Source organism: Micromonospora sp. NPDC049107 (assembly GCF_040648595.1).
Classification (GTDB): Bacteria; Actinomycetota; Actinomycetes; order Mycobacteriales; family Micromonosporaceae; genus Micromonospora.
The window spans coordinates 269,796-291,563 of sequence record NZ_JBEZEC010000003.1; the positions used below are offsets into that span (position 1 = coordinate 269,796).

Consider the following 21,768-nt stretch of genomic DNA (forward strand, 5'->3'; position numbering starts at 1 on the left):
GGGCGACGCTGCGCCCCGGACCCCTGCGGCCTGCTAACGGAGTGGGACTCTCAGGTCATCCGCAGCGTTGACCGTTGAGGGTGAAGGCGGTCGGCGCCGGGTTGGTGCCGCTCCACGTCCCGTTGAAGCCGATGCTCGTGGACGCGCCGACGGCGAGTTTGCCGTTCCAGCTCATGCTGTCCGCGGTGACGCTCGTGCCGTTCTGTTTCCAGGTGGCCGACCAGCCCTGGCTGACCTTCTGGCCGGCGGTGGGGAAGTCGAAGCCGAGTTTCCACCCGTCGATCGCGGTGGTCCCGGTGTTCTTGATCGTCACGGTCGCGGTGAAGCCGCCCGGCCAACTGTTCGCGGTGTAGCCGACCGCGCAACGGGCGGTGGGCGCGGTGGGCGCGGTCCGCACGGTCAGGCCGGGCGAGGCCGCCGAGACGTTCCCCGCCGCGTCGCGGGCGGTCACCACGAAGGTGTACGGGGTGTCCGGCGTCAGCCCGGTCACGGTGTACGTGGTGCCGGTGGCGCTGCCGATCTTCACCGTGCCGGTGGTGTCGACCCGGTGCACGTCGTAGCCGGTGACGGCGGTGTCGTCGGTGGACGGCGTCCAGGCCAGCGCGATGCTGTCGCTGGTGACCGTGCCGGCGGTCGGCTTGCCCGGGGCGGTCGGCGCCTGGGTGTCGCCGGGCGCGGTGGCGCGCGGCAGCACCAGGTGGGTGATCGAGTTGGCCGGGAAGGTGGTCGTGAGGCCACCGGCGGTCACCGGCTGGTCGGCCTCCCGGACGACGCCGGCCAGGTTCGTCCCGCTGTACCGGTAGACCTGGGCGGTGCTCGCGGAGACGCCGGTGAGGGCGACCGGGCTGGTCAGGTCGTCGCCGGTCTTGTTGACGACGACCACGGTGAGCGCCTTGTCGGCGCTGCGCTCGGCGGCGTACACGGCCAGTTTGCCCTGGTCGGCGCTGGTCGCCTGGACGGAGGTGTCACCGAACGCACCGCCGGAGCCGTCGTAGTTGCGGTAGATGCGGAAGGCGTTGGCCACCGGCTGGTCGGTCGTCGGTGCGGTCCAGAGGGTCGCCAGGTCGAGTCCTTCGCGGCCGAAGATGCCGAGGACGTCGGCCTGGGCGAGAGCGCCGTTGAGCGACCCGTAGCCGCCCCAGTTGTATTCGGTCATCGCGATCTTCGTGCCCGGGTAGTGCTGGTCGACCAGCTCGCGCAGGCGCGGGATGTACCGGACCGGCTGGTTGATCCAGCTCTCGTCCACGTAGGTCGGGTCCCAGAGTTGGCGGGTCGAGCGCAGTCGCAGCGCCTGGGTGTTGGCGTCGCCGGCCGCGTCGCCGAGCACGCCGGACTGCTGCGGGTAGAGGTGGACGTCGAAGTAGTCGAGGATGCGGGTGCCGTGCTGCTGCTCGTACTCGCGCATCCGGTCGAGGTACCACGGGCCGAGGTCCTGCCCGCCGTGCGCGGCCTTGTCCGGCGGGTTCGACCAGCAGCCGGTGCGCGAGCAGGTGTCCTGGTCGAGGCCCGAGTAGATGATCGAGTTCAGGCCCCAGCCGACGGGACCGAGCGTCTTCGCGCCGGGGTCGGCGGCCTTGATCGCGGCGGCGTACTCGTAGGTGCGGTCGCGTAGCTCGTCGTAGCCCAGCCCGGTCGGGCGGACGTCGCGGTGGGTGGAGTGCCACAGATCCGGCTCGTTGTCCAGGTTGTAGAACTGGACCCCTCCGTCGGCGGCGGCCCCGAACTGCTCCTTGAGGTGGTTGACGAAGTCGGTGGCGTACTCCGGGCCGACGGCGGTGCTGGTGTCCTCCGGATCGTTGCCGGTGATCAGTGACCCGTCCGGCTTCTTGCCGTTGCCGCAGTCCGGTGCCCAGGGATCGGTGGACTCCTGCGGGCCGTACTTGGCGACGCTGAAGCCACAGGCCCGCGTCCGGTCCTTGGCGATCCAGCCGAGCATCGGCATCGTCATGACCGTGGCGGCCCCGGTGGCCTTGTTCTGCCGCACGAACCGGTCGCTCTCCGAGCCCTTCGGGAGGTCCCCGGGACTCGGGTTGTCGTTGGGGATGTTCTCGAAGTACCAGTCCGCCGCGCGGTTGGTGGTGTCGGCGCGGAAGTTGTAACGGGTGGTGGCGTTGCCGCCGTAGCGGTGCACCGGCAGCCGCAGGTCGCGGGCGAGGGCCTCGTCCGCGAAGTTCATCCCGTAGATGTACGGGCTGATCTGGTGCCGGGCGGCGGTGGTGTCCACGGCCAGTGCCGGGCCAGCCGCGGCCAGGGCGGGCGCGGGCAGGGCCAGACCGCCGAGGGCCGTGGCGAGCACGACCGGAAGTAGAGCTGTGTGGGGACGCACGAGCATTCCTTTCGAATAGGAGCCCGTCGATGGGAGCGCTGCCACAGCGTCGCGCCTTCGTGCCTCCGAGTCAATTCGACGGCCGGGAGCGCCTTCGACGCCGAAGGGCTCCCGGCTGGGTCGGTGCTACTGCTCGCCGCCCACCAGGCTGGGCGAGTCACCCTCGCCCGACACCCTCGCGCTCACGAGCGAGGTGAGCACCGACAGCACCGCGGCGCCGGACGCGATGCCACCCGCTGCCGCCCAGTCCGCCTGCCACGCGTTGAACACCACGTCGGCCCCCCAGTAGAGGAGCAGACCCTGCGCGGCGCTCTTCACCGCCCGCTCGGCGGTGGCCTTCCAGAATCTCGTGGTGAACATGTCCGTACCTCCAGAGCCAGGTTCGTGGAATGGTCCATGAGCCAAGAATGCCTGGTCAGGAGGGGTGGATGCTCGTCGCGTTTCAGCTGTTGCCGGCGGCCCGGCTCGGTCAGAGCTCGCCACCGCCGGTGGGCGCCACCGGGACGGCCGCAACGGCCAGCTTGGCCCGGGGCCGGTCGGCGTCCGGATGCCGCAGCTCGTCGAAGATGGTCAGCGCCTCCCGCCACGCCCGGCGCGCGGCGTCGAGGTCACCGGCGGCCCGCAGACTGTCACCCAGGTTGTCCAGCACCTCCGCCTCGTCGTACCGGTCGCCGAGTTCGCGGTGCAGTGCCAGCGCCCGCCGGTAGCAGTCCGCGGCCTCGTCGTGGTCGCCGAGGCCGTGCCGGACGTACCCGAGGCTGTCCCAGGTCAGCGCCGCGCCGTGCCGGTCGCCGGTCTCCTCGTGCAGCCGCAGGGCCGCCTGGCAGCACTGCAACGCCGGCCCCGGCTCGCCGAGCCGGGCGTGCATCCAGCCCAGATTGTTGAGCGCCTTGGCCTGTCCGACCCGGTAGTCGGCGGCCCGGTAGAGGTCGAGGGCCAGCCGGGTCTCGTCCAGGGCCGACCGCAGCCGGCCCTGCCGGGCCAGCACCCAGCTCACCCCGAGGTGCGTGTGCGCCCGTCCGGTGTCGTCGCCCAGCTCGCGGTACAGCTCCAGGTCGCGTCGGTAGTGCCGGTGCGCCGCCTCGTGATCGCCCGACCAGGTGCAGGCGATGGCGAGGCCGCGGTGCGCCAGGGCCTGACCGGCCAGATCACCCCGACGCCGCGCCGCCGCCAGCGCGGTCCGCTGGGCGGCGGCGAGCTCCGGCCAGTGCCCGCTGCGATCGAGGTACGTGGTGAGGGCCGCCGCCAGCGTCCACGCGTGCCGGTCCAGGCCGGCGGCTGCCGCCTGTTCCACACACGCCAACAGGACGTGGTGCTCGGCGGCGAACCACGCCGACGCCCACCCGTGCTCCGGGCGGTCGCCCACGGTCACCCCCGTCGCCGGCGGCGGCAGCGCGGCCGGTCGCGCCAACCGGTACGGGTCGAGCAGGTGGTCCGCCGCGTGCGAGGCGTGCAGGTAGTGGTCGAACAGGCGGCGTCGGGCGGCCTCCCGCTCGACCGAGGGGTCGGTGTCGTGGCACAGCTCAGCGGCGTACGCGCGCAGCAGGTCGTGCATCGCGTACCGGCCGGCGGTGCGCTCGGTGAGCAGATTCGCGCGGGTGAGGTCGGCCAGCAGCGGACCGACCCGAGCCGGCGGCAGACCGGCGAGGCTGGCCACCGCCGTCCGTCCGGCGTCGGGGCCGGGGTGCAGCCCGAGCAGTCGGAACAACCGGGCCGAGTCGGCGTCCAGGGCCCGGTACGACCAGGAGAAGACCGCCCGCACGTCGGTCATCGGATCGCCGGTGGCCAGTGGGCTGAGCCGGTCCGGGCCGCTGTCCCGCAGTTCGGTCGCGAGCACCGCCAGCGGCACGTCCGGTTGCCCGACCGCGCGGGCCGCGACGACGGCCAGGGCCAACGGCAGGCCGGCGCAGCACCGGACGATCTCGTCCAACGCCGTCTCTTCCCGCCGGGCCCGGCCGCGACCGAGCCGAGCGATCAGCAGCTCCCGCGCCTCGGCCGGTGCGAGCAGGTCCAGCATCACCGGGTGGGCTCCGGCGTTGACCACCAGGCCGGTGAGCCGGTTACGGCTGGTCACCACGACCAGGCTGCCCGGGGATCCCGGCAACAGGGGCCGTACCTGCTCGTCGTCGCGGGCATTGTCGAGCAGCACCAGGACCCGGCGGTGGGCGAGCAGCGTCCGGAACAGGGCGGCCTGCCCGGCCAGGTCGGTGGGTACGCGCTGAGGCGGCACGTGCAGCGCCTCCAGGAAGCCGCGCAGCGCCTCGCCCGGTGACACGGCCCGACCGTCGAGGTCGAACCCGCGCAGGTTGACGTAGAGCTGCCCATCCGGGTAGCGGTGCGCGACCTGGTGGGCCCAGCGCACCGCGAGGGTGGTCTTGCCGACCCCGGCCGTGCCGGCGATCGCGGAGATGACCACCGCCCGGCCGAGATCGTCCTGGCCGCCGTCCCGGGCGGCCCGCGCCGCGTCGGCGGGCAGCAGTGCGTCCAGTTGGCGCAGCGCCGTGGCGCGGCCGGTGAACCAGGCGGGGTCGCCGGGGAGCTGCGCCGGAGTCGGACCGGCGGGCCCCGCGGGTGCGGGCTCGGCCGTCGTCTGCCCCCGCAGCACCCGCAGGTGGGCCTCGCGCAGCTCGGGGCCGGGATCGACGCCCAACTCGTCGACGAGACGGCGGCGGGTCTCGGCGTAGAGCCGCAGCGCGGCGGCCTGTTGGCCACAGCCGGCAAGGGCGAGCAGGTAACCGGCCACCAGCGGCTCCCGGAGCGGATGCTCGACCACCAGCGGGCGCAGGGTGTGCGCGGTGGCGGCGTACCGGCCGAGGCCGAGTTCCACGGCGGCGAGCCGCTCGTACGCGAGCAGCCGCTGCTCGTCCAGTCCGGCGGCGGCGGCGTCGACGAAGGCGCCGGCCGCGCCGGCCAGCGCCGGCCCCTGCCACAGCGCCAGGCCGTCCCGCAGCAGCCGCGCCGCCTCGGCCCGCCGACCGGCTGTCTCCTCGACGCGGGCCCGCTCGACCGCCACGCTGAACTCGGTGAGGTCCAGCTCGGTCCCGCCTACGGTGAGCCGGTAGCCGCCGCCCTGCGTCGCCAGCAGGTCGCCCGCGCCCGCCTCGCGCAGGGCCGCCCGGATCCGGGAGACGCAGACCTGCACCTGCGTCCGTGCGCTGGCCGGCGGGTCATCGGCCCAGAGCGCCGACACGACCTGCCCGAGAGGTACCAACCGGTCCGCGTTGAGGAGCAGCAGCGCGAGCACCGCGCGTTGCTGGGGGCGGTCGATGGGGAGGACGCGCCCGCCGGCGGTCACCTGGACGGGGCCGAGGACTGACCACCGCATGGCTTTCCTCGTCAGTCGTGATGGGACGACCACAGTCTATGGACGGCGGGACCCGTGCGGCCGGCGCCAAGCGGTCGGATAGCGGACGCCAAGCGGCCTCGCCCAGGCTCTCCTCAGCCGCCGGATCCGCAGGTCCGGGGGGAGGCGGGCCGGCTCGTCCGGCCATTGTGGACAAGGGGAGCGACATGCGGGTAACCAGGGGACGGGGCGTGCTGACGGCAGTTGTGTCGACGGCTGCCGTGGTGGCGGGCATGGCCTGGGCGGCACCGGCCTGGGCGGTGCCGGCCGGGTTGGAGACGGTCACCCATTCGGCGGCCGAGAGCAGCGCGGACAAGTCGGCGCTGGCGTCCTGCCCGGCCGGCAAGGTGGTCACCGGGGGTGGCGGCTTCCTGATCGCCGGCTCGTCGGCCGCCGGGCGGGTCGGGCTGGACCGGTTGGAGCCGCTGGCGAACGGCACCGGGTTCTTCGTGACCATGCGGGAGGCAGGCCCGGCCAACTTCGCCGGCGACTGGGCGTTGCAGGCCGTCGCCCAGTGCGCCACGACGCCGGCCGGATACCAGGTGGTGGCCACGACCGGAGCGGTCGGAACGGAGTACGTCACCGCGAGCTGCGGGACGAAGAAGGTCATCGGCATGGGTGGGCGGGTCAACAGCGGCCTGGGTGACGTGGTGCTCGACCAGGTCGTGCCGTCGTTCGACCTGACCTCGGTGACCGTCCGGGCGGTCGCGGTGCAGGGCACCTCGCCGGCCGGCTGGAGCGCCACCTCGATCGCCGTCTGCGCCAACGCGCCCGCCGGGCTGGAGCGGGTCGCGTTGACCGGGACGAGCGCGAGCAATTCGTCGGACAACGCCGTCAAGTCGTGCCCGGCCGGCAAGGGCCTCTACAGCGCGGGCGCCGACATCAACGCCGGCAACGGCCAGGTGTTGCTGACCGCGATCAACATCACCGGGGGGAACACCGTTCGGGCACGGGCGGACGAGGACGCCGACGGCTTCGCCGGCTCGTGGAGCCTCAACGGGTACGCCATCTGCGGGAGCTGATTCGCCGACCGGGGCCGCCACTGGCGGCCCCGGTCGCCGGTCCGCGTGGGCAATATGATCCTCATCAGGTGACGACCAGGGGAGCGGAGCTCATGAGGTTTCTTCTCACGTCCGGGGGCATCAGTAACCCGAGCATCTCCGACGCGCTCGTCGACCTGCTGGGCAAGCCGATCGCCGAGTCCACGGCCCTGTTCATCCCGACCGGCGTTCACCCCTTCCCCGGTGGCGCCGAGAAAGCGTGGAAGGCGGTCCACGGCCACGCGTCGATCCCGCTGACCCAACTGGGTTGGAAGTCCCTGGGGATGTTGGAACTCACGGCGCTGCCGACCATTCGGCAGGAGAACTGGATCCCGGCGGTCCGAGAGGCCGACGCCCTCCTCGTCTGGGGCGGCGACGTGCTGTACCTGACCTACTGGCTGCGCCAGTCGGGCCTGGCCGACCTCCTGCCGTCGTTGAGTGACACGGTCTATGTGGGGGTCAGCGCCGGGAGCATCGCGGTCACCCCGTACAACTGCGACGCCGAGTTCGACAGTCAGTTCGTTCCGGACGGCAGCGACATGGCGCAGGGCGCCGACCGGGCGCTGGGCCTGGTGGACTTCACGCTGTACCCCCACCTCGATCATCCGGACATGCCGGACACCACACTGTCCAGCATCGAGAAGTGGGCAGCCGGCATTCCGGTCCCGACCTACGCCATCGACGACAACACCGCCATCAGGGTGGTCGACGGGGCCGTCGACGTCATCTCCGAAGGCCACTGGAGACTGCTCAACGGCGGCGCCAGGTCGTGACGATTCGGCCGCGCAGACCGGCCGATCACCGCGCCCGGGACGGGAGGCGGACGATGCTCAGGATGCCGGTGGGTCGGCGCTGATGCGCGCGAGGGTGCGTCGGCCGATCAGGCTCATCGTCGGGTTGGTCCGGTGGTAGTACCAGACCAGTCCCATCGCCTGCTGGAAGGCCCACGCCCTACCGCGCTCCCACTCGAGATCGTCGCAGTCGAGTCGCTTCCGGAACGCCTGGCGTGGCTCCCGATCCAGCAGGTGCCAGGCGCCGACGAGGTCGAGGGCAGGATCGGCCGGGCCCAGCCCACCCACGTCGAGAACCCCGGCCAGCCGCCCGTCGGAGACAAGGACGTTTCCGGGTATGAGATCGCCGTGGTTCATCGTGTCCGGGGCCTCGCCCCGCGGCAGTTCCCTCATCACCTCCCAGAACCGGCGGAGCGGCGGAACGTCCAGCAACGTTTCGCTGTGCCGGAAGCAGTCCTTCAGGTAGTCGTCGTGTGCGGGTAGCTCGCCACCGCGACCCTGGCCGGTGAACGTGCGGCCGCCTGTGTCGATGGCTCGCACGCCGTCGACGAACTCGGCGAGATCGTGCGCGAACGCGACCGAGTCGCCGGGGTCGTCATCGGTGGCAACAACTCCGGGTATCCACGTCTGGACCGACCAGGGAAGCGGGTAGCCGGCACCCGGTTCACCGATGTCGACCGGCTCCGGAGTGGGAAATCGCGTACGCCCCAACAGCTCTCGGGCCGCTTCCGCCTCGCGTTCCAGCCAGGCCTGTGCCACGTCGACCTCCTGAGGCTGGAGGGGGAATCGGGCCGTCAACCGCTCCCCGACACGGACGATGGCATTGACCGTCCCCTGCGAGGCGACGCGCTGGAGAGCCAGGCCCCGCCACTCGGGGAACTGCGTGTCCACCAACTGCTGCACCACGTCGAGTGAGACCGTGAGCTGGCCCTCGTGCATCGGCACATCGGGCGACAGGGGAGCGGCTGGCACGACAATCATCCTTCGTCAGGTTATCGAGGCGGCTGAGCCTAGCGGCGGGCGGCGCAGTTGCGGCGCTCTCGGCGTATCGATGGCCATTTGCGGCGTCCGGTCACACTGCCGGTATGCGGCGGGGACATTGGGAGAGCGCCCTGGTGGTGGCCCTCTGCGTCCTGCTCTCGGTGGCCGTCGGCGGTTGGCTGGGCTGGCGGAGTACGACGGTCGATCCGCCTGCGCCTCCCGCGGTCTGCCCGCTCATCCGGTCGGAGGTGCTCGATCGTCTCGTTCCCGGGCACGGTACCCCTGAGGCGGCCGAGCAGAACGAGTCGGCCATGCGCTCGAACTACTGCTGGGTCAAGAGCATGTCCGGGACCCAGGCCCCACGTACCTCGTTGTGGGTGTCACTCGGACGGTACGGCCGATACGAAGGCCGCGGTCCGCGTTGCCTGGACCGTGGTGGACTGCAGCCGGCCTCGAACAGAAGGAATCAACCGTTCGCGCTCGGAGACCGTGCCCTCTACTACCTCTCGGGTGACAGCGAGACCGGTCGGCGTATCCACTTCTCGGTGTGTCTCGGCACCCACGGGGTGCTCGTCGACTACGAGGCCACCGGCGTCGCCGATCCGGCGGTGGTCGAGTCAGCCGCCACCGTTGCCCAGGAGGTGCTGTCGTGGCTTTGATCGGGCCTCCGATCTGGGTATTCCGGCGCAAGAACCTGCAGCCGCCCCCGCGCGCTGACCATCGGGTGTCACCGTGGCGGTGGCTGCTCGTTGCTGGGGCGGTGGCGCTCGTGATTGCCGTCGGCGTCCTCGCCTGGCGGGTGAGCCGGCTGGCGGCGCCCACACTCGTCAACTGGCAGATCACCGTCGTCGACGAGACGGGCGACGCTCCGCCGCTACCGGACCTGCCGGCAGATCCGTTCCCGCGCTGATGGCCATTTCCGCGCACCTGGCCCGGCTGCGGGCCGTGATCGGCCCCGAGCTGATCCAGCTGCCGTCGGTGTCGGTCCTCGTCGTCGACGAGCACGGGCGGCTCCTGCTGGTACGACACACCGGAAGCCCGGACAGGTGGGGTGTGCCCGGTGGCGCGGTCGAGATCGGCGAATCACCGGCCCAGGCGGCCGTGCGTGAGGTCCGTGAGGAGATCGGCGTCCAGATCGGCCGGCTGCGGCTGCTGGACGTGCTGGGCGGTACGGACTACGAGGTCACCTACTCAAACGGTGACCAGGTCGCGTACGTCACCGCCGTCTACGAGGCGGTGATCGTCGACGGGACGCCCGCCCCGGACCAGGAGGAGATCTGCGAACTGGACTGGTTCACCCCGGCGCGGCTACGAAGTGTCGGCCTCAACCGGTTCACCCGGGCGCTGCTGGGGGCAACCGGCCACCTCGCGAGCTGACGGCGGTCGGTCTGCCCTAGGGCGTGTGTCAAAGCCCTTGGCCGGCCTGCGGCGGGCCCAGCCGACGGCCGGCGGCGTTGGAGATGGGCCCGGATACAACACCGGTATCCGAGCCCATCTCCGCCTTGCCGGACCGCCGCCTGGACTCCGCCTCGGCTCGACCCAGGACTTTGACACACGCCCTATCGGGACAGCGGATCGGCCGTTTCGTCGCTACGGTCACCAGGGTGACCAGTTCTGAGCCGCAGGTGGTCGGCGTCGTGCACCAGGCTTCCGAATCGACGGTCCGGCTGCGTCCGGTGACCGAGGACGACTTGGAGATGTTGCGCCGGTTCGCGGTCGAACCCGGGCTGATCGGCCTCGACTGGGCTGGTTTTCGGGACGCCGCCGCGCCGGCCCGTCGCTTCGCCGAGGACGGCTACCTCGGCGAGCGGACCGGTGGCCTGGTCGTGCAGGTCGAGCCGGCGACCGACTCGCGGGCGGGTTACCTCAGCTACCTCCAGCGCCAGTACGGAGGTCGGGCGCCCTACTGGGAGATCGGCATCGTGCTGCTGCCCGAGTGGCGCGGTCAGGGCATCGGCTGGCGGGCCCAGGCGCTGCTCTGCGACTACCTGTTCAGCCACACGCCGGCGCAGCGCATCCAGGCCAGCACCCACGCCGAGAACGTCGCCGAGCAGCGGTCGCTGGAGAAGGCCGGCTTCCAGTTGGAGGGGGTCGTACGGGCCTGTGAGTTCCGGGCCGGCGCCTGGCGGGACGGCTGGCTCTACAGCCGGTTGCGCGACGACCCGTCACCCCTGTGAGCCTCGCCAGCGGTTATCGAGCGTGATCCCGAAATCCGCTTGTGGGCGGCTGCTGTCCCTGCCTAGCCTGCTGGCTGTGGCCCCCCTTCGTCTTCTGATCCCGCGGGTGGACCGGTGAGCGGCCGGCTTCGGGAGATCGCCCGGCAGACCGTCGCGATCGTCGAGTCGGGACGCTACCGCAATGACCACGGCGTCGAGGTCGTCGTCGGTGAGGCGGTACGCGCCGCGGTCGCCGGGACTCGTCATCACCTCCCCGACGAGGTGTTCGAGGCGCGGGACGCGGCACCCGGCGCCGCGACGATGGAGGTGACGCACGAGTCGACGTTGCAGGCGGCGTACCGGCTCGGGCCCGGCGCGGCATGCCTGGTGTTCGCGTCGGCGAAGAACCCGGGTGGCGGGTTCCTGGGCGGGGCGCAGGCGCAGGAGGAGAGCATCGCCCGCTCGTCGGCGCTCTACCCGTGTCTGCGTGCCGTGCCGGAGTTCTACGCGTTCCACCGTGCTGAGCAGGATCTGCGCTACAGCGACCGGGTCATCTACTCCCCGCTGGTGCCGGTGTTCCGGGACGACAGGGGAAACCTGCTCGAGCAGCCGTACCCGACGTCGTTCCTGACCGCCGCGGCGCCGAACCTCGGCGCGATCGTGCGCAACCAGCCGGCGCACGCGGCGGACGTGCCGGCCGTGCTGGCCCGGCGTGCGCGGCGGGTGTTGGAGGTCGCCGTCGCGCACGGACATCGCTCGATCGTGTTGGGCGCCTGGGGGTGCGGGGTGTTCCGCAACGAACCCGCTGCGGTGGCCGGCGCGTTCGCCGACGCTCTGCACGTGGTCGATCGGTTCGACCGCGTGGTGTTCGCCATCCACGACGGCCTGCCGGGCACCCCCGTGTACCACGCGTTCAGGAAACGCCTGGCGGGATCTGTCGAGGATTCGCCAACGTCGGGTTAGGTGGGTGCAGACCGCGATCACCGGAGGCAACGTGTCGGGCCGTTTCGTGTACTGGATGAACGTCTCTCTCGATCTCAGGATCGAGCATGCCCCCGGCGAGGAGGGCGCCGGGAACTGGCTGCGCATCGGCGAGCCGCTGCACCGGGAGTTCAACACCCGGGCCCGCGCGCTGACGTCGATGGTCCAGGGGCGCACGATCTACGAGACGATGGAGGGGTTCTGGCCGGCCGCGCGCACCGACGAGAAGCTGCCCGACTTCATGCGTGAGTACGGCGAGATCTGGACGACGAAGCCCAAGGTGCTGGTGTCCCGCACCCGCACCGAGGCCGGGTACAACACCCGGACCCTCGGCTCGGGCGGCGACGCCGTCGAGCTGCTCGCCAGGTACCGGGAGGAGCAGGACGGCGACATCGGTGTCGGCGGCGCGACTGTCGCCACCCAGCTGCTCCGCGCGGGGTTGCTGGACGAGCTTCTGATCTTCACACACCCCGTCGTCCTCGGTGGGGGTCGGCCACTCTTCGACGAGTTGGAGCGATCGGTGCAGCTGGACCTGATCGAGCAGGATTCCTTCGCCGAGGGCGTCACGCTGCACAGGTACGCCGTCCGCTACGCCGAGGACGCGTGATCGGGCCGCCGTGCGCCGTCCTCGACCGCGTGCACCCGATCGGTTCGGGCGACGAAGGCGGGACGGTGGGCGTTGGTGAGCCAGCGCAGCGCCCACTCGACCGGCCCGTAGCGGAACCGCCGCAGCCAGAGTGCGCTTGCCGCCAACTGGGCCGCGAACACCGCGAGGACGAAGGCGAAGAGGGCCAGGGGTGAGAACGTCCCGGCGAGGCCGAAGCCGATGCCGGTGAAGGCGATCAGGCCGACCGCCGACTGGACGAGGTAGTTGGTGAGGGCCATCCGGCCGGCCGGGGCGAGCGCCGCCCGGACCACCGACGTACGCGGGTTGTGCATGATCCGTAGCAGCGTCGCCACATAGGCGGCGGCCAGCAGCGGCGCGGTCGAAACGCTGGCCGCGACGCCGAGAGTGTTGCCGTTGCCGCCGCTGGCCGCGTAGACGGCCGCCCCGAGCAGTCCGATCGGAAAACCGATCCACTGGATCCGGCGCAGCACCGGCTCGTTGCCCCAGGTCCGGTTCAGCCATTGCCGGCGTCCGGCGACCATGCCGAGCAGGAACAATGCCAGGGCGGTCGGGCCCTGCAGGGTGACCGCCTGGAGCACCAGCAGGGGCAGGCCGGCGAGGTGCTCGCCGATGTTCGCCGTCCAACCGCCGAGCAGTGCCTGGGTTGCCTCCTCGCCGTTGGCCAGCGCCTCGGCCTCGCCGGGCAGGAACGCCGAGCGGTCCACGAGGAGCGCGCTGGCGACGAGGCTGATCAGCACGAGTGTGTAGAGCGCCGCCGCGATCCGAAGCGCCGTACGGTCGGCCACCTTGCGCAGCAGGAGCAGCGCGAGGCACGCCACCGCGTACGTGGTGAGGATGTCGCCGCCGTACAGGAACACGGTGTGCAGAGCGCCGAGGACGAAGAGGCCACCGATCCGGCGGAGCATGCGTGCTGGGAACGCCGCGCCGGCCCTGCTCGCCGCGGTCAGCTGGAGGGTGAAGCTGTATCCGAAGAGGAACGAGAACAGCACGTAGAACTTCATGTCGACGAAGACCGACGAGAACGTGCGGACGGCGTCGTCGAGGCCCGAGGCGAAGTCGGGATCCGTCACCAGGTTCCCCGGATAGCCGGAGGCCATGAAGGTGACGTTGACAGCGAATATGCCGAGGAGGGCGAACCCTCGGATCGCGTCGACGTCGTGCAGACGTCCGCCCGGTACCCGCGTGGTCATCACGATCTCCATCTCTGTATGAGCTACAGCGTATGAGATACAGAGTCCACGAGATCTAGAGTGCAGGCAAGACCCCCGGGTGAAGAGCGAGGAGAATCGGACGTGGCGCAACGGAGGCTTCCGGCAGTGGTGGCCCGGATGTGGGGTCGTGAGACCAGCTCCCGGCACGGCCCCCGGCCCAGCCTCGAACTGGGCGGCATCGTCGACGCCGCGATCCGGATCGCCGACCGTGAGGGTCTGGCCGGGGTGACGATGGGCAGCGTCGCGACCCAACTCGGGGTGGCGGCCATGTCCCTGTACCGCTACGTCGGCAGCAAGGACGAGCTGCTGGTCATGATGGCTGACGCCGCAGCGCCCGAGCCGCCCGCGCTCGACGGACGCGCCTGGCGCGACTACCTGTTCGACTGGACGCGCGCCAACCGCGACTTCCTGCTCGCCCGACCGTGGCTGCTGGCGCTCGACCAGCGCACCCCGCCCACCGGGCCCCGGTTGCTGCGCTGGCTGGACCGCGCGCTCGCCGCGCTCGCCGGCACCGGGCTCGCCTACGGTGCACGGATCAACATCGCCACCGTTCTCAGTGGTTACGCTACCCAGCAGGCGGCCCTGACCCACGCGCTGAGCGCCGGTCCGGCCGCCACCGACGACTCGATCGCCGGGCTGGCCGAGTACGGCGAGATCCTCGGGCAGGTACTCGACGCGGACGGCTACCCGGAGCTCACCTCGGCCATTGGCGCGAGTGCACTGGGCGGCACCGAGGAGTGGATCGACGACGCCGACTTCACCTTCGGGCTCGGCCTGCTCCTGGACGGCATCGAAGCGCTCGTCGGCCGCAGTGTCCGCGACTAGTGCCTGTTTCACCAGAACTCGGACGACACCCGGCGGCGTTGCGGACGCGCGGCCGGACCCTGTCGGGACCGGCAGAACCGCCGCATCGGCGGCGTAGACGAGAGCCGCCGGCGAGCCGCCGCCATTACGTCGCTTCGGTTACGCCGTCAGCCCCTCGGCGACCACCGCGCCCAGGCGAGGTCGGTGACGTAGGCATGTTGCGGCGCGTCTGGCCGTCATGAATGCGAGCGGTGAGAGGCGACCCAGTCGGCGAACCCCGCGCGTACGTCGTCCAGACCGATCGGCGCTGTCATGCCCCACCGCGGCCGGGCCGCGTTGAGCTTGCCGGCCATCGACCGGATCATGTCCTCCTCCGGATACGGGTACGGACCGCCCGTGACGAACAGTTGCGCGTACCGGATGGTGTCGACGATGGAAGACTTGATCCGCTCGTGGCCGAGGTACCCGTCGAGGTCCGGCTCCCATCGGGCCAGGTACTCGGGTGGCATGGCAGCCTGCCAATGGTCGAGCAACACCGTCTCCTCGGCCGGCAGGTACGTCATCTTGTGGAGGTGAACGGCGAGGTCGTAGACCGGATCACCCCACAGGGCCAGCTCCCAGTCCAGGAACACGCTGGTGCCGTCGTCGACAATGATGTTCTTGCGGTGCACGTCGGCGTGGACGCAGACGAACGGCCGAGAGGTGAGCGTGGGCCACATGTGGTCGAGCGCTGTCAGTGGATCATCCGGAATGCCGAACCTGTCGAACAGTGGCCGGTACTCGTCGACGAAGGTGTCGTAGATCCACTGGGTGATTCCGGCGAGGCGGCGGCCGAAGCCGGCACTGTCGCCGTCGGCCGGCCAGTCGGCGGGGATCGGCGGCAGCTTGTCCCTGGGGACGTCGGCCAGCTGCCGAAGCAGCCTCGCCACGTCATCCGGGACGTGCGGCGGGCAGGCGGTGCCGCGCGGTGCGATGTCGTTGAGCACGTCCCCGGGGATGAACTGGTGGATCTGGAACGCGGGATCCTTGTTGAGGAACAGCAGCCGGGGTGCCTGAATAACGTACGGCGCGATGGCCGGCAGCAGATCCTCCTCGCGCCACAGCCGCAGGTCCATCACGTCTGCGCCGTGAATGGGGATCCGGACGATGACCGGCCCCGACTTGACCTCGACGCGGATGTTGTGGTTGTAGTAGCCGGCGGCAGCATCCACCTGTGACCGGGCCCGGTCGTAGGTCTCCGTCCACGTCATGGCTGTTCCTCCAGGAGCGCCGCTACCAGTTGCCTGCCACGTTCCTCTAACGCGACGAGGGAGTCCAGCGCATCGATCTGGTCGCGGGCCACCGCAGCGGCGTCGGTAACCTGCTGGTCGCGTTCGCTGAGGGCATCGAGGAACTGCCCAGCCAACACGATCAGGTTCGGGTAGACCTCCGCCTCGACCAGTTCGGCGACGGCCCACCGCGCGGCGTCCACAGCGTCGGCGCGGCGGCCCCGCCTGACGTTGAGGAAGGCCCGGAACAGTTCCGCCCGAGCCCGCCCGGAGCGGTAACCCGCCTTGTCCAACGCGTCGGCGGCGGCCCGGAACGAGCCGCCCGACTCGTCGTACCGACCGAGCCGAAGCTGCGCGATGGCCAGCGCCGTGAACGCCTTGCCGATCTCGTGCTGGGCACCCATGGTGCGCTGCACCTCGATCGCCACCATCGCGGCCGGTACCGCGTCCGCCGGGTTGGTCCACGCCAGCAACTCGGCGCGGTTGGTCTCGAGGTTCGCCAGCCCCACTACCGTGTCCGCCCGTCGGTACAACTCGTAGGCCTGATTCCACTGTTGCTCCGAGGCCGGGAAGTCGAGGGCGAACCGGTGCCCGAGGTGCAGCAGCCGGGCTACGTCCCCGCGCAGCACCGCGTCGTCCTCGGAGCAACCGGCGAGGATCTGCTCGGACATGGCGAACGCGGCCCGGAATCGGCCCTGCCACATCTCGATGTCGGCGAGACAGACACCCGCTCGATGCCGTACCGGTCCCGGGTGGTTCTCCCAGACCTCGGCGAACAACCGACGGGCCGCCCCGGTGGCGCCGCCGATCCGGCGTCCGTGGGCGGCGGCGAGCACCAGCCGGGCACCCACCACCTCGTTCACCGGCCAATCGAGCGTCGACGTGAGCGTCGTGGCGGCCGGCGCGTCACCCAGCATGACGGCCGACTCAGCCTCCATGCATCGCAGCGTGGCGGCCAGTTCGGTCGCGTCACCGCCTTCACCAACGAACTCCTGGAGGTCGCGCCGCACCCCGTCCACCGCCTGTTTGCCGCCACAATTCAGCGCCTGGTCGGCGTACTCCAGCAGTCCAGCGCCGTCGACGTCCTCGGCGTGTAGCGCCGAGTAGGCGGTCTCCCGGATGGCCCTGGCCCTGGTCGCCACCCCGTCCTCGGTGCGTGCCGCCTGTCCGGACCGGTCCGCCCAGATGTCGCGCAGGATCCGGTGTACGTCGCGGGCTGTGGCCGGCGATATGTGCGTGCTCAGGGCGGACCGCATGAGTTGGTGCAGCCGATGACCATGCTGACCGGCCGGGTAGACGAACGAGTACGCCGTAAGTGACTCCCAGGCCGGCCGGTGCCGAGGCAGGTCGAACGCGTCAGCGAGCGCCTGGAAGATCTCGAAGTCGAAGATCCGGGGGATGCTCAGCAATTCCAGGGTGCGAATCTCCTGGCCGCCCACGTGTTGCAGGAAGCGCTGGAGGATCTCCTCGGGGGAGACGGCGCGTCCTGGATCGCCGGCAGCGGTCCAGGTGTCGATCGCCAGATGTAGATAGAATGGAAGGCCGGCACTCGCCTGGGCGATGGCGTCTCGATCCGCCGCATCGGCGATGCCGCTCTCGGTCAGCAGCTCCAGCCGGGCATTCATCGGCAGCCCATCCACCTGGCATTGACGGGTCACCGTGGCCCAGCTCGGATCGTACGCGTGCCAGCGCAGCGGCTCGCGGCTGGCGACCACGACAAGGCCCCGGTCGAGCTGCGCCACAAGGTCACGCAGCCAGACGTCGAGCATCGAGGCGCGGCCGGCCCGGACCGAGGCCGACACCAGTGCCTCGTACGCGTCGACGAAGATGACGTACGGCCGGTCGGCGCTTGATTCCCGCAGATCCTCGGCGAACAGGAAGGTGACGGCGTCGACCAGGTCGACGTTGGAGAGGTCGTCGAGCGACCGCAAAGTGTCGTCGATCCGGATCTGACGTCGACGGCGAGCGCCTGTCGTTGCCCGCTCCGCCAACTTCACGAGGCCGACAGCCGTGCCGAACACCGGAATCCCTGACACGTCGTCGAGGATCTGGGTGAGGGCCTCGCTCTCCTCGACGAACGGCAGCTCCTTGGCCGTGAGCCGCAGATGTGGGTGCAGCCGCTGCCAGTACACGGCGTAGCCGATGTCGAAACGGTCGAACCGCACCCCCTGCCGGCCCAGCTCTACCCTCAGCACGGCCAGGGCGTCCTCCTGCTGACGCATGGCGGGCACCTGAAGATCGAGAGTGGCCGTGCGGCGACCCTCACCGGCCCGGTCGCGCAACTCGCGCAGTAACCTTGACTTGCCGATGCCGCCCACCCCGACGACATTGAGCACCCGAACGCTCGCGCCGACCTTCGCCAACTCCTCGGCATATGCCTCCAGGATGGACTCCCGGTTGACGAACCGTCGGCGCAGCGCGGCCACTCGGCGAAACCTCGGCTCCAGGGGCATCCCGCAGTCCCTTCGGGGTCATGCGCTACGTGGTCGCGTGATGACCGATGCGCCGTGACTCTACCGGCAGGGGGCAACACGCTCAGCGATCCGCTGACCGCCGCAGCTCAGCGTTGAGTTGCGAATCAGACCAACGCTTTGATGCGCGTTGGTCTGGTCCAACCGCCCCTCCGCCGGCCGTGCCCGCGACCGGGATTCCTCTCATCAGGGCCGGCGAACCTGCGGTCCGCACGACCATTGGCCGCTGGCGAAACGTCGGCATTCGCGCGTGGTGAACGACGGGTATCCCTAACGACGGTTCAGCGCCGATCATTGCCCGGTATCGATGTGAGTCATTCTCACCTCCGGGTGGCGCGCCCGGCACGGAGGGCGAGACGTCGGCACCGGAAGCCGGGCGCACCGAAGGCCCGACTCCGCGTCCCCGGAGGATCGCCATGCCCCGTCCCGCACTCCGCACCCGGCTCGCGGCGTTCACCGCCGCCACCCTCACCGCGAGCGTCCTGACGGTGACCCCGCCGTCACCGGCGCTGGCCGCCACCACGTTCGCCGCCAACGACTACTGCCTCGGCCAGTGCTCCGACATCCTGCCCCCCGGACAGAACGGCAACGCCACGCTCGTCGCCATCCTGGCGCACCAGGCGCTCGGCACCCGCCCCGCGCACTCCAGCGACCAGCTCGACGAGTACGCGAACCTCGTCTACAACTACGCCGGGCTGACCGACGAGCAGATCGCCCAGTTCTACAACGACGCCTCGTTCGGCGTGCCGGCCGCACAGGTCGAGAGCACCGTCTCGCCGCGCGGGGACGTGACCATCGTGCGGGACAAGGCCACCGGCGTCCCGCACGTCACCGGCACCACCCGCGGCGGCACGATGTTCGGCGCCGGCTACGCCGGAGCGCAGGATCGGCTCTGGGTGATGGACCTGCTGCGGCACGTCGGCCGCGGGAACGTCAGCTCGTTCGCCGGCGGCGCGCCCGGCAACCGGGAGCTGGAGCAGAGCGTCTGGGCCAACTCCCCGTACACCGAGGCGGACCTCCAGGCCCAGGTGGACGCGCTGCGCACCAAGGGCGCCCGGGGCCAGCAGCTCTACACCGACGTGGTGGACTATATCGCCGGCATCAACGCCTACATCGACAAGTCGATCGCCGACGACAACTACCCGGGTGAGTACGTGCTCGCCGGCGCGGGCAAGCCGAGGCACTTCACCATGACCGACCTGATCGCCACCGCCGGCGTGATCGGTGGCCTGTTCGGCGGGGGTGGCGGCAGTGAGATCCAGTCCGCCCTGGTCCGGGTGGCCGCCCGCGCCAAGTACGGCGCGACCGAGGGCGACCGGATCTGGGCGGCGTTCCGGTCGCAGAACGACCCGGAGACCGTGCTCACCCTGCACGACGGGCAGAGTTTCCCGTACGGGGGGACGCCTCCGGGCGCGACCAGCGCGGTGCTCCCCGACGCCGGGACCGTGGTCGCCGAGCCGCTCGCCCACGACGCCAGCGGCGGGGCCGCCTCCCGCACCGGCGCGAGCGCCGCTACCAAGGAGCTGATCGGCGGGCTGGCGAACCTGCGCGCGCACGGCATGTCCAACGCTGTCGTGGTCTCCGGACGGCACACCACCACCGGTAATCCGGTCGCCGTGTTCGGTCCGCAGACCGGCTACTTCGCACCGCAGCTGCTCATGCTTCAGGAGTTGCAGGGGCCGGGCATCAGCGCGCGAGGGGCCGCGTTCGCCGGGTTGAACCTCTACGTGCTGCTCGGTCGCGGCCAGGACTACGCGTGGAGCGCCACCTCGGCCTCGCAGGACCTCACCGACACGTACGCGGTGCCGCTGTGCACCACCGACGGCACCGCGCCGACGCTGCGGTCCAACCGCTACCTCTACCACGGGCAGTGTCTCGCGATGGAGGCGTTGGAGCAGCGCAACTCCTGGTCGCCCACGCTGGCGGACTCCACCCCCGCGGGCTCGTACACGTTGCGCGCGCTGCGCACCAAGTACGGGTTGGTCTCCTACCGGGGACTGGTGGACGGGCAACCGACCGCGTTCACCAAGCTGCGCTCCACCTACCGGCACGAGGCCGACTCGGCGATCGGTTTCCAGGCCTTCAACGACCCGGCGGCGATGGGCAGCGCGGCGGCCTTCCAGGGCTCCGCCGCCAGCGTCGGGTACGCGTTCAACTGGTTCTACGTCAACTCGACCGAGGCGGCGTACTTCAACTCCGGCTCGAACCCGGTCCGGTCGTCCGGCACCGACCCGAACCTCCCGTCGAAGGCCGAGCCGGCGTACGAGTGGGCCGGCTGGAATCCCGACACCAACGACGCCACGTACGCGCCGGCGTCGGCCCACCCGCAGTCGGTCAACCAGGACTACTACGTGAGTTGGAACAACAAGCAGGCGCGGGACTTCGGGGCGGCCGACGGCAACTTCAGCTTCGGCTCCGTACACCGGGGTCAGTTGCTCGACGGCCCGGTGCGGACGGCGATCTCCCAGCGCAAGCTCGGCCGCGCCGACGTCGTCAAGATCATGGCGGACGCGGCGGTGACCGACCTGCGCGGCCAGCAGGTCCTCGGCGAGCTGTTGCGGGTGCTGGACAGCACGCCGGTCACCGACCCGGCGCTGGTCGACGCGGTGGGCAAGCTGCGCGCCTGGCAGCAGGCGGGCACCCGCCGGGTCGAGACAGCCCCCGGCTCCAAGGTCTACCAGCACGCCGACGCGATCCGGATCTTCGACGCCTGGTGGCCGCTGCTGGCCTCGGCCGAGTTCCGGCCCGGCCTCGGTCCGGACCTCTACGCCGCGCTGGTCGACGCCATCGAGGTCAACGAGGCGCCGTCGGGCGGCCAGAACGGCGGGCGTGACGGCACCGCGAGCTGGGCGTCGCAAGGTCAGGCGCACAAGGGCTCGTCGTTCCAGCACGGCTGGTGGGGCTACGTCGACAAGGACCTGCGTACCGTGCTCGGCGACCCCGTCGCCGGCGGGCCGGGTCGCTCGTACTGCGGCAACGGCAACCTCGGCGCGTGCCGACAGTCCCTGTTGGACGCGCTCGGCCAGGCCGCCGCGCTGCCGGCCACCACGGTCTATCCCGGCGACAAGTCCTGCGGCGCCGGTGACCAGTGGTGCGCGGACTCGATCGCACACTCCGGGCTCGGCGGCATCACCCACCCGGTGATCGCCTGGCAGAACCGTCCCACCTACCAGCAGGTCGTCTCGTTCCCCGCCCGCCGGGGTGACGACGTCACCAACCTGGCCCAGGGCCGCCCGGCGACCGCGTCGAGCACCCAGTTCCTCACCAGCTACACCCCGGACAAGGCGGTCGACGGCAGCCTGAGCAGCCGGTGGGCCAGCAGCTACAACGACAACCAGTGGCTCCGCGTCGACCTCGGCGCGGCCCGCACCGTCAGCCGGGCGGTGCTGCGCTGGGAGTCGGCCTACGGCACCTCGTATCGGATCGAGGTCTCCGGCGACGGCAGCTCCTGGACGCCGGTGTTCGCCACCACCGCCGGCAACGGCGGCGTCGACAACGCCACCTTCGCTCCGGTCACGGCCCGCTACGTGCGGGTGTACGGCGTCAAGCGGGCCACCTCGTACGGATTCTCGCTGCACGAATTCGAGCTGTACGGACGGTGACCCGACCGGGAGGGGCCGGCGAACCGTTCGCCGGCCCCTTCCGCCCTGAGCGCGGTGCCCGGGTGACCGGTGGCGGTCTCGTACGCAATCATCGGCCGACCCTGGTGGCGACGGGCGACGGTCCCGTTCGCCGGGCGAGGAGCGGTGCTCTGGGTGACACCCGCGG

17 protein-coding genes are annotated in these 21,768 nt (G+C 71.0%); 10 read left to right on the forward strand and 7 right to left on the reverse strand.

The genetic code is table 11. The features are described 5' to 3' along the window. Positions 1–55: 55 nt before the first annotated feature. The 3 genes from AB0B55_RS09585 to AB0B55_RS09595 all read right to left on the reverse strand — a co-directional run bounded on the left by AB0B55_RS09585 (position 56) and on the right by AB0B55_RS09595 (position 5,651). A complete protein-coding gene (locus tag AB0B55_RS09585; RefSeq protein ID WP_357171435.1) occupies positions 56–2,296 on the reverse strand; it encodes a glycoside hydrolase family 44 protein in 2,241 nt (746 codons plus the stop codon). Between the two features lie 156 nt (positions 2,297–2,452). Further along, positions 2,453–2,686, reverse strand: coding sequence for a holin (locus AB0B55_RS09590; RefSeq protein ID WP_357171436.1), 234 nt, complete (start codon positions 2,684–2,686; stop codon positions 2,453–2,455). A gap of 109 nt (positions 2,687–2,795) precedes the next feature. After that, entirely contained in the window at positions 2,796–5,651 is a 2,856-nt protein-coding gene (locus tag AB0B55_RS09595) for a BTAD domain-containing putative transcriptional regulator (protein WP_357171437.1), read from the reverse strand. Positions 5,652–5,860: 209 nt separating this feature from the next. Between AB0B55_RS09595 and AB0B55_RS09600 the strand changes: the two genes are divergently transcribed. After that, positions 5,861–6,691, forward strand: coding sequence for a hypothetical protein (locus tag AB0B55_RS09600; protein ID WP_357123311.1), 831 nt, complete (start codon positions 5,861–5,863; stop codon positions 6,689–6,691). A 92-nt stretch (positions 6,692–6,783) separates the two neighbouring features. After that, the gene (locus AB0B55_RS09605) at positions 6,784–7,482 is read left to right on the forward strand and encodes a Type 1 glutamine amidotransferase-like domain-containing protein (RefSeq protein WP_357171438.1); all 699 of its coding nucleotides are present in this window, start codon (positions 6,784–6,786) and stop codon (positions 7,480–7,482) included. Positions 7,483–7,539: 57 nt separating this feature from the next. On the opposite strand, the gene AB0B55_RS09610 is transcribed toward AB0B55_RS09605, so the two are convergent. Beyond that, entirely contained in the window at positions 7,540–8,472 is a 933-nt protein-coding gene (locus AB0B55_RS09610) for an aminoglycoside phosphotransferase family protein (protein ID WP_357171439.1), read from the reverse strand. Positions 8,473–8,585: 113 nt separating this feature from the next. Here AB0B55_RS09610 and AB0B55_RS09615 point away from each other — a divergent pair, with 113 nt between their 5' ends. The 6 genes from AB0B55_RS09615 to AB0B55_RS09640 all read left to right on the forward strand — a co-directional run bounded on the left by AB0B55_RS09615 (position 8,586) and on the right by AB0B55_RS09640 (position 12,225). Continuing rightward, entirely contained in the window at positions 8,586–9,140 is a 555-nt protein-coding gene (locus AB0B55_RS09615; protein ID WP_357171440.1) for a hypothetical protein, read from the forward strand. A gap of 101 nt (positions 9,141–9,241) precedes the next feature. Next, positions 9,242–9,391, forward strand: a complete 150-nt coding sequence (locus tag AB0B55_RS09620; protein WP_357171441.1) for a hypothetical protein — start codon at positions 9,242–9,244, stop codon at positions 9,389–9,391. After that, positions 9,391–9,858 (forward strand): NUDIX domain-containing protein, encoded by a 468-nt coding sequence (locus tag AB0B55_RS09625; RefSeq protein WP_357171442.1) that lies wholly within the window; start codon positions 9,391–9,393, stop codon positions 9,856–9,858. The genes AB0B55_RS09620 and AB0B55_RS09625 overlap by 1 nt, the downstream gene beginning before the upstream one ends. Before the next feature lie 227 nt (positions 9,859–10,085). Then, entirely contained in the window at positions 10,086–10,658 is a 573-nt protein-coding gene (locus AB0B55_RS09630; RefSeq protein ID WP_357171443.1) for a GNAT family protein, read from the forward strand. Between the two features lie 114 nt (positions 10,659–10,772). Beyond that, complete coding sequence (locus tag AB0B55_RS09635; protein ID WP_357171444.1) at positions 10,773–11,600, forward strand: TIGR02452 family protein; 828 nt, start codon at positions 10,773–10,775, stop codon at positions 11,598–11,600. A gap of 4 nt (positions 11,601–11,604) precedes the next feature. Next, positions 11,605–12,225 (forward strand): dihydrofolate reductase family protein, encoded by a 621-nt coding sequence (locus AB0B55_RS09640; RefSeq protein ID WP_357171445.1) that lies wholly within the window; start codon positions 11,605–11,607, stop codon positions 12,223–12,225. On the opposite strand, the gene AB0B55_RS09645 is transcribed toward AB0B55_RS09640, so the two are convergent. Beyond that, positions 12,207–13,436 carry a DUF418 domain-containing protein gene (locus AB0B55_RS09645; RefSeq protein WP_357171446.1) on the reverse strand — a complete coding sequence of 410 codons (1,230 nt, stop codon included), beginning with the start codon at positions 13,434–13,436 and terminating at the stop codon, positions 12,207–12,209. The two genes, AB0B55_RS09640 and AB0B55_RS09645, sit on opposite strands and share 19 nt — an antisense overlap. A 102-nt stretch (positions 13,437–13,538) precedes the next feature. On the opposite strand from AB0B55_RS09645, the gene AB0B55_RS09650 reads away from it, so the two are divergent. Then, positions 13,539–14,282, forward strand: coding sequence for a TetR/AcrR family transcriptional regulator (locus AB0B55_RS09650; RefSeq protein ID WP_357171447.1), 744 nt, complete (start codon positions 13,539–13,541; stop codon positions 14,280–14,282). Between the two features lie 215 nt (positions 14,283–14,497). Here the strand turns inward: AB0B55_RS09650 and AB0B55_RS09655 are convergent, their stop codons facing one another. Both AB0B55_RS09655 and AB0B55_RS09660 read right to left on the reverse strand, forming a co-directional pair. Then, complete coding sequence (locus AB0B55_RS09655) at positions 14,498–15,511, reverse strand: aminoglycoside phosphotransferase family protein (protein ID WP_357171448.1); 1,014 nt, start codon at positions 15,509–15,511, stop codon at positions 14,498–14,500. After that, positions 15,508–17,982 (reverse strand): hypothetical protein, encoded by a 2,475-nt coding sequence (locus AB0B55_RS09660; protein ID WP_357171449.1) that lies wholly within the window; start codon positions 17,980–17,982, stop codon positions 15,508–15,510. The genes AB0B55_RS09655 and AB0B55_RS09660 overlap by 4 nt, the downstream gene beginning before the upstream one ends. Before the next feature lie 434 nt (positions 17,983–18,416). Between AB0B55_RS09660 and AB0B55_RS09665 the strand changes: the two genes are divergently transcribed. Further along, on the forward strand, positions 18,417–21,602 hold the full coding sequence (locus AB0B55_RS09665; protein WP_357171450.1) for a penicillin acylase family protein: 3,186 nt from the start codon (positions 18,417–18,419) through the stop codon (positions 21,600–21,602). Positions 21,603–21,768 lie beyond the last annotated feature (166 nt).

Bases quoted from the DNA above. Each gene is read 5' to 3' on its own strand.
- AB0B55_RS09590 (WP_357171436.1), bottom strand. From the start codon at position 2,686: ATGTTCACCACGAGATTCTGGAAGGCCACCGCCGAGCGGGCGGTGAAG.
- AB0B55_RS09595 (WP_357171437.1), bottom strand. From the start codon at position 5,651: ATGCGGTGGTCAGTCCTCGGCCCCGTCCAGGTGACCGCCGGCGGGCGC.
- AB0B55_RS09605 (WP_357171438.1), top strand. From the start codon at position 6,784: ATGAGGTTTCTTCTCACGTCCGGGGGCATCAGTAACCCGAGCATCTCC.
- AB0B55_RS09615 (WP_357171440.1), top strand. From the start codon at position 8,586: ATGCGGCGGGGACATTGGGAGAGCGCCCTGGTGGTGGCCCTCTGCGTC.
- AB0B55_RS09625 (WP_357171442.1), top strand. From the start codon at position 9,391: ATGGCCATTTCCGCGCACCTGGCCCGGCTGCGGGCCGTGATCGGCCCC.
- AB0B55_RS09645 (WP_357171446.1), bottom strand. From the start codon at position 13,436: ATGACCACGCGGGTACCGGGCGGACGTCTGCACGACGTCGACGCGATC.
- AB0B55_RS09655 (WP_357171448.1), bottom strand. From the start codon at position 15,511: ATGACGTGGACGGAGACCTACGACCGGGCCCGGTCACAGGTGGATGCT.
- AB0B55_RS09660 (WP_357171449.1), bottom strand. From the start codon at position 17,982: ATGCCCCTGGAGCCGAGGTTTCGCCGAGTGGCCGCGCTGCGCCGACGG.
- AB0B55_RS09665 (WP_357171450.1), top strand. From the start codon at position 18,417: ATGCCCCGTCCCGCACTCCGCACCCGGCTCGCGGCGTTCACCGCCGCC.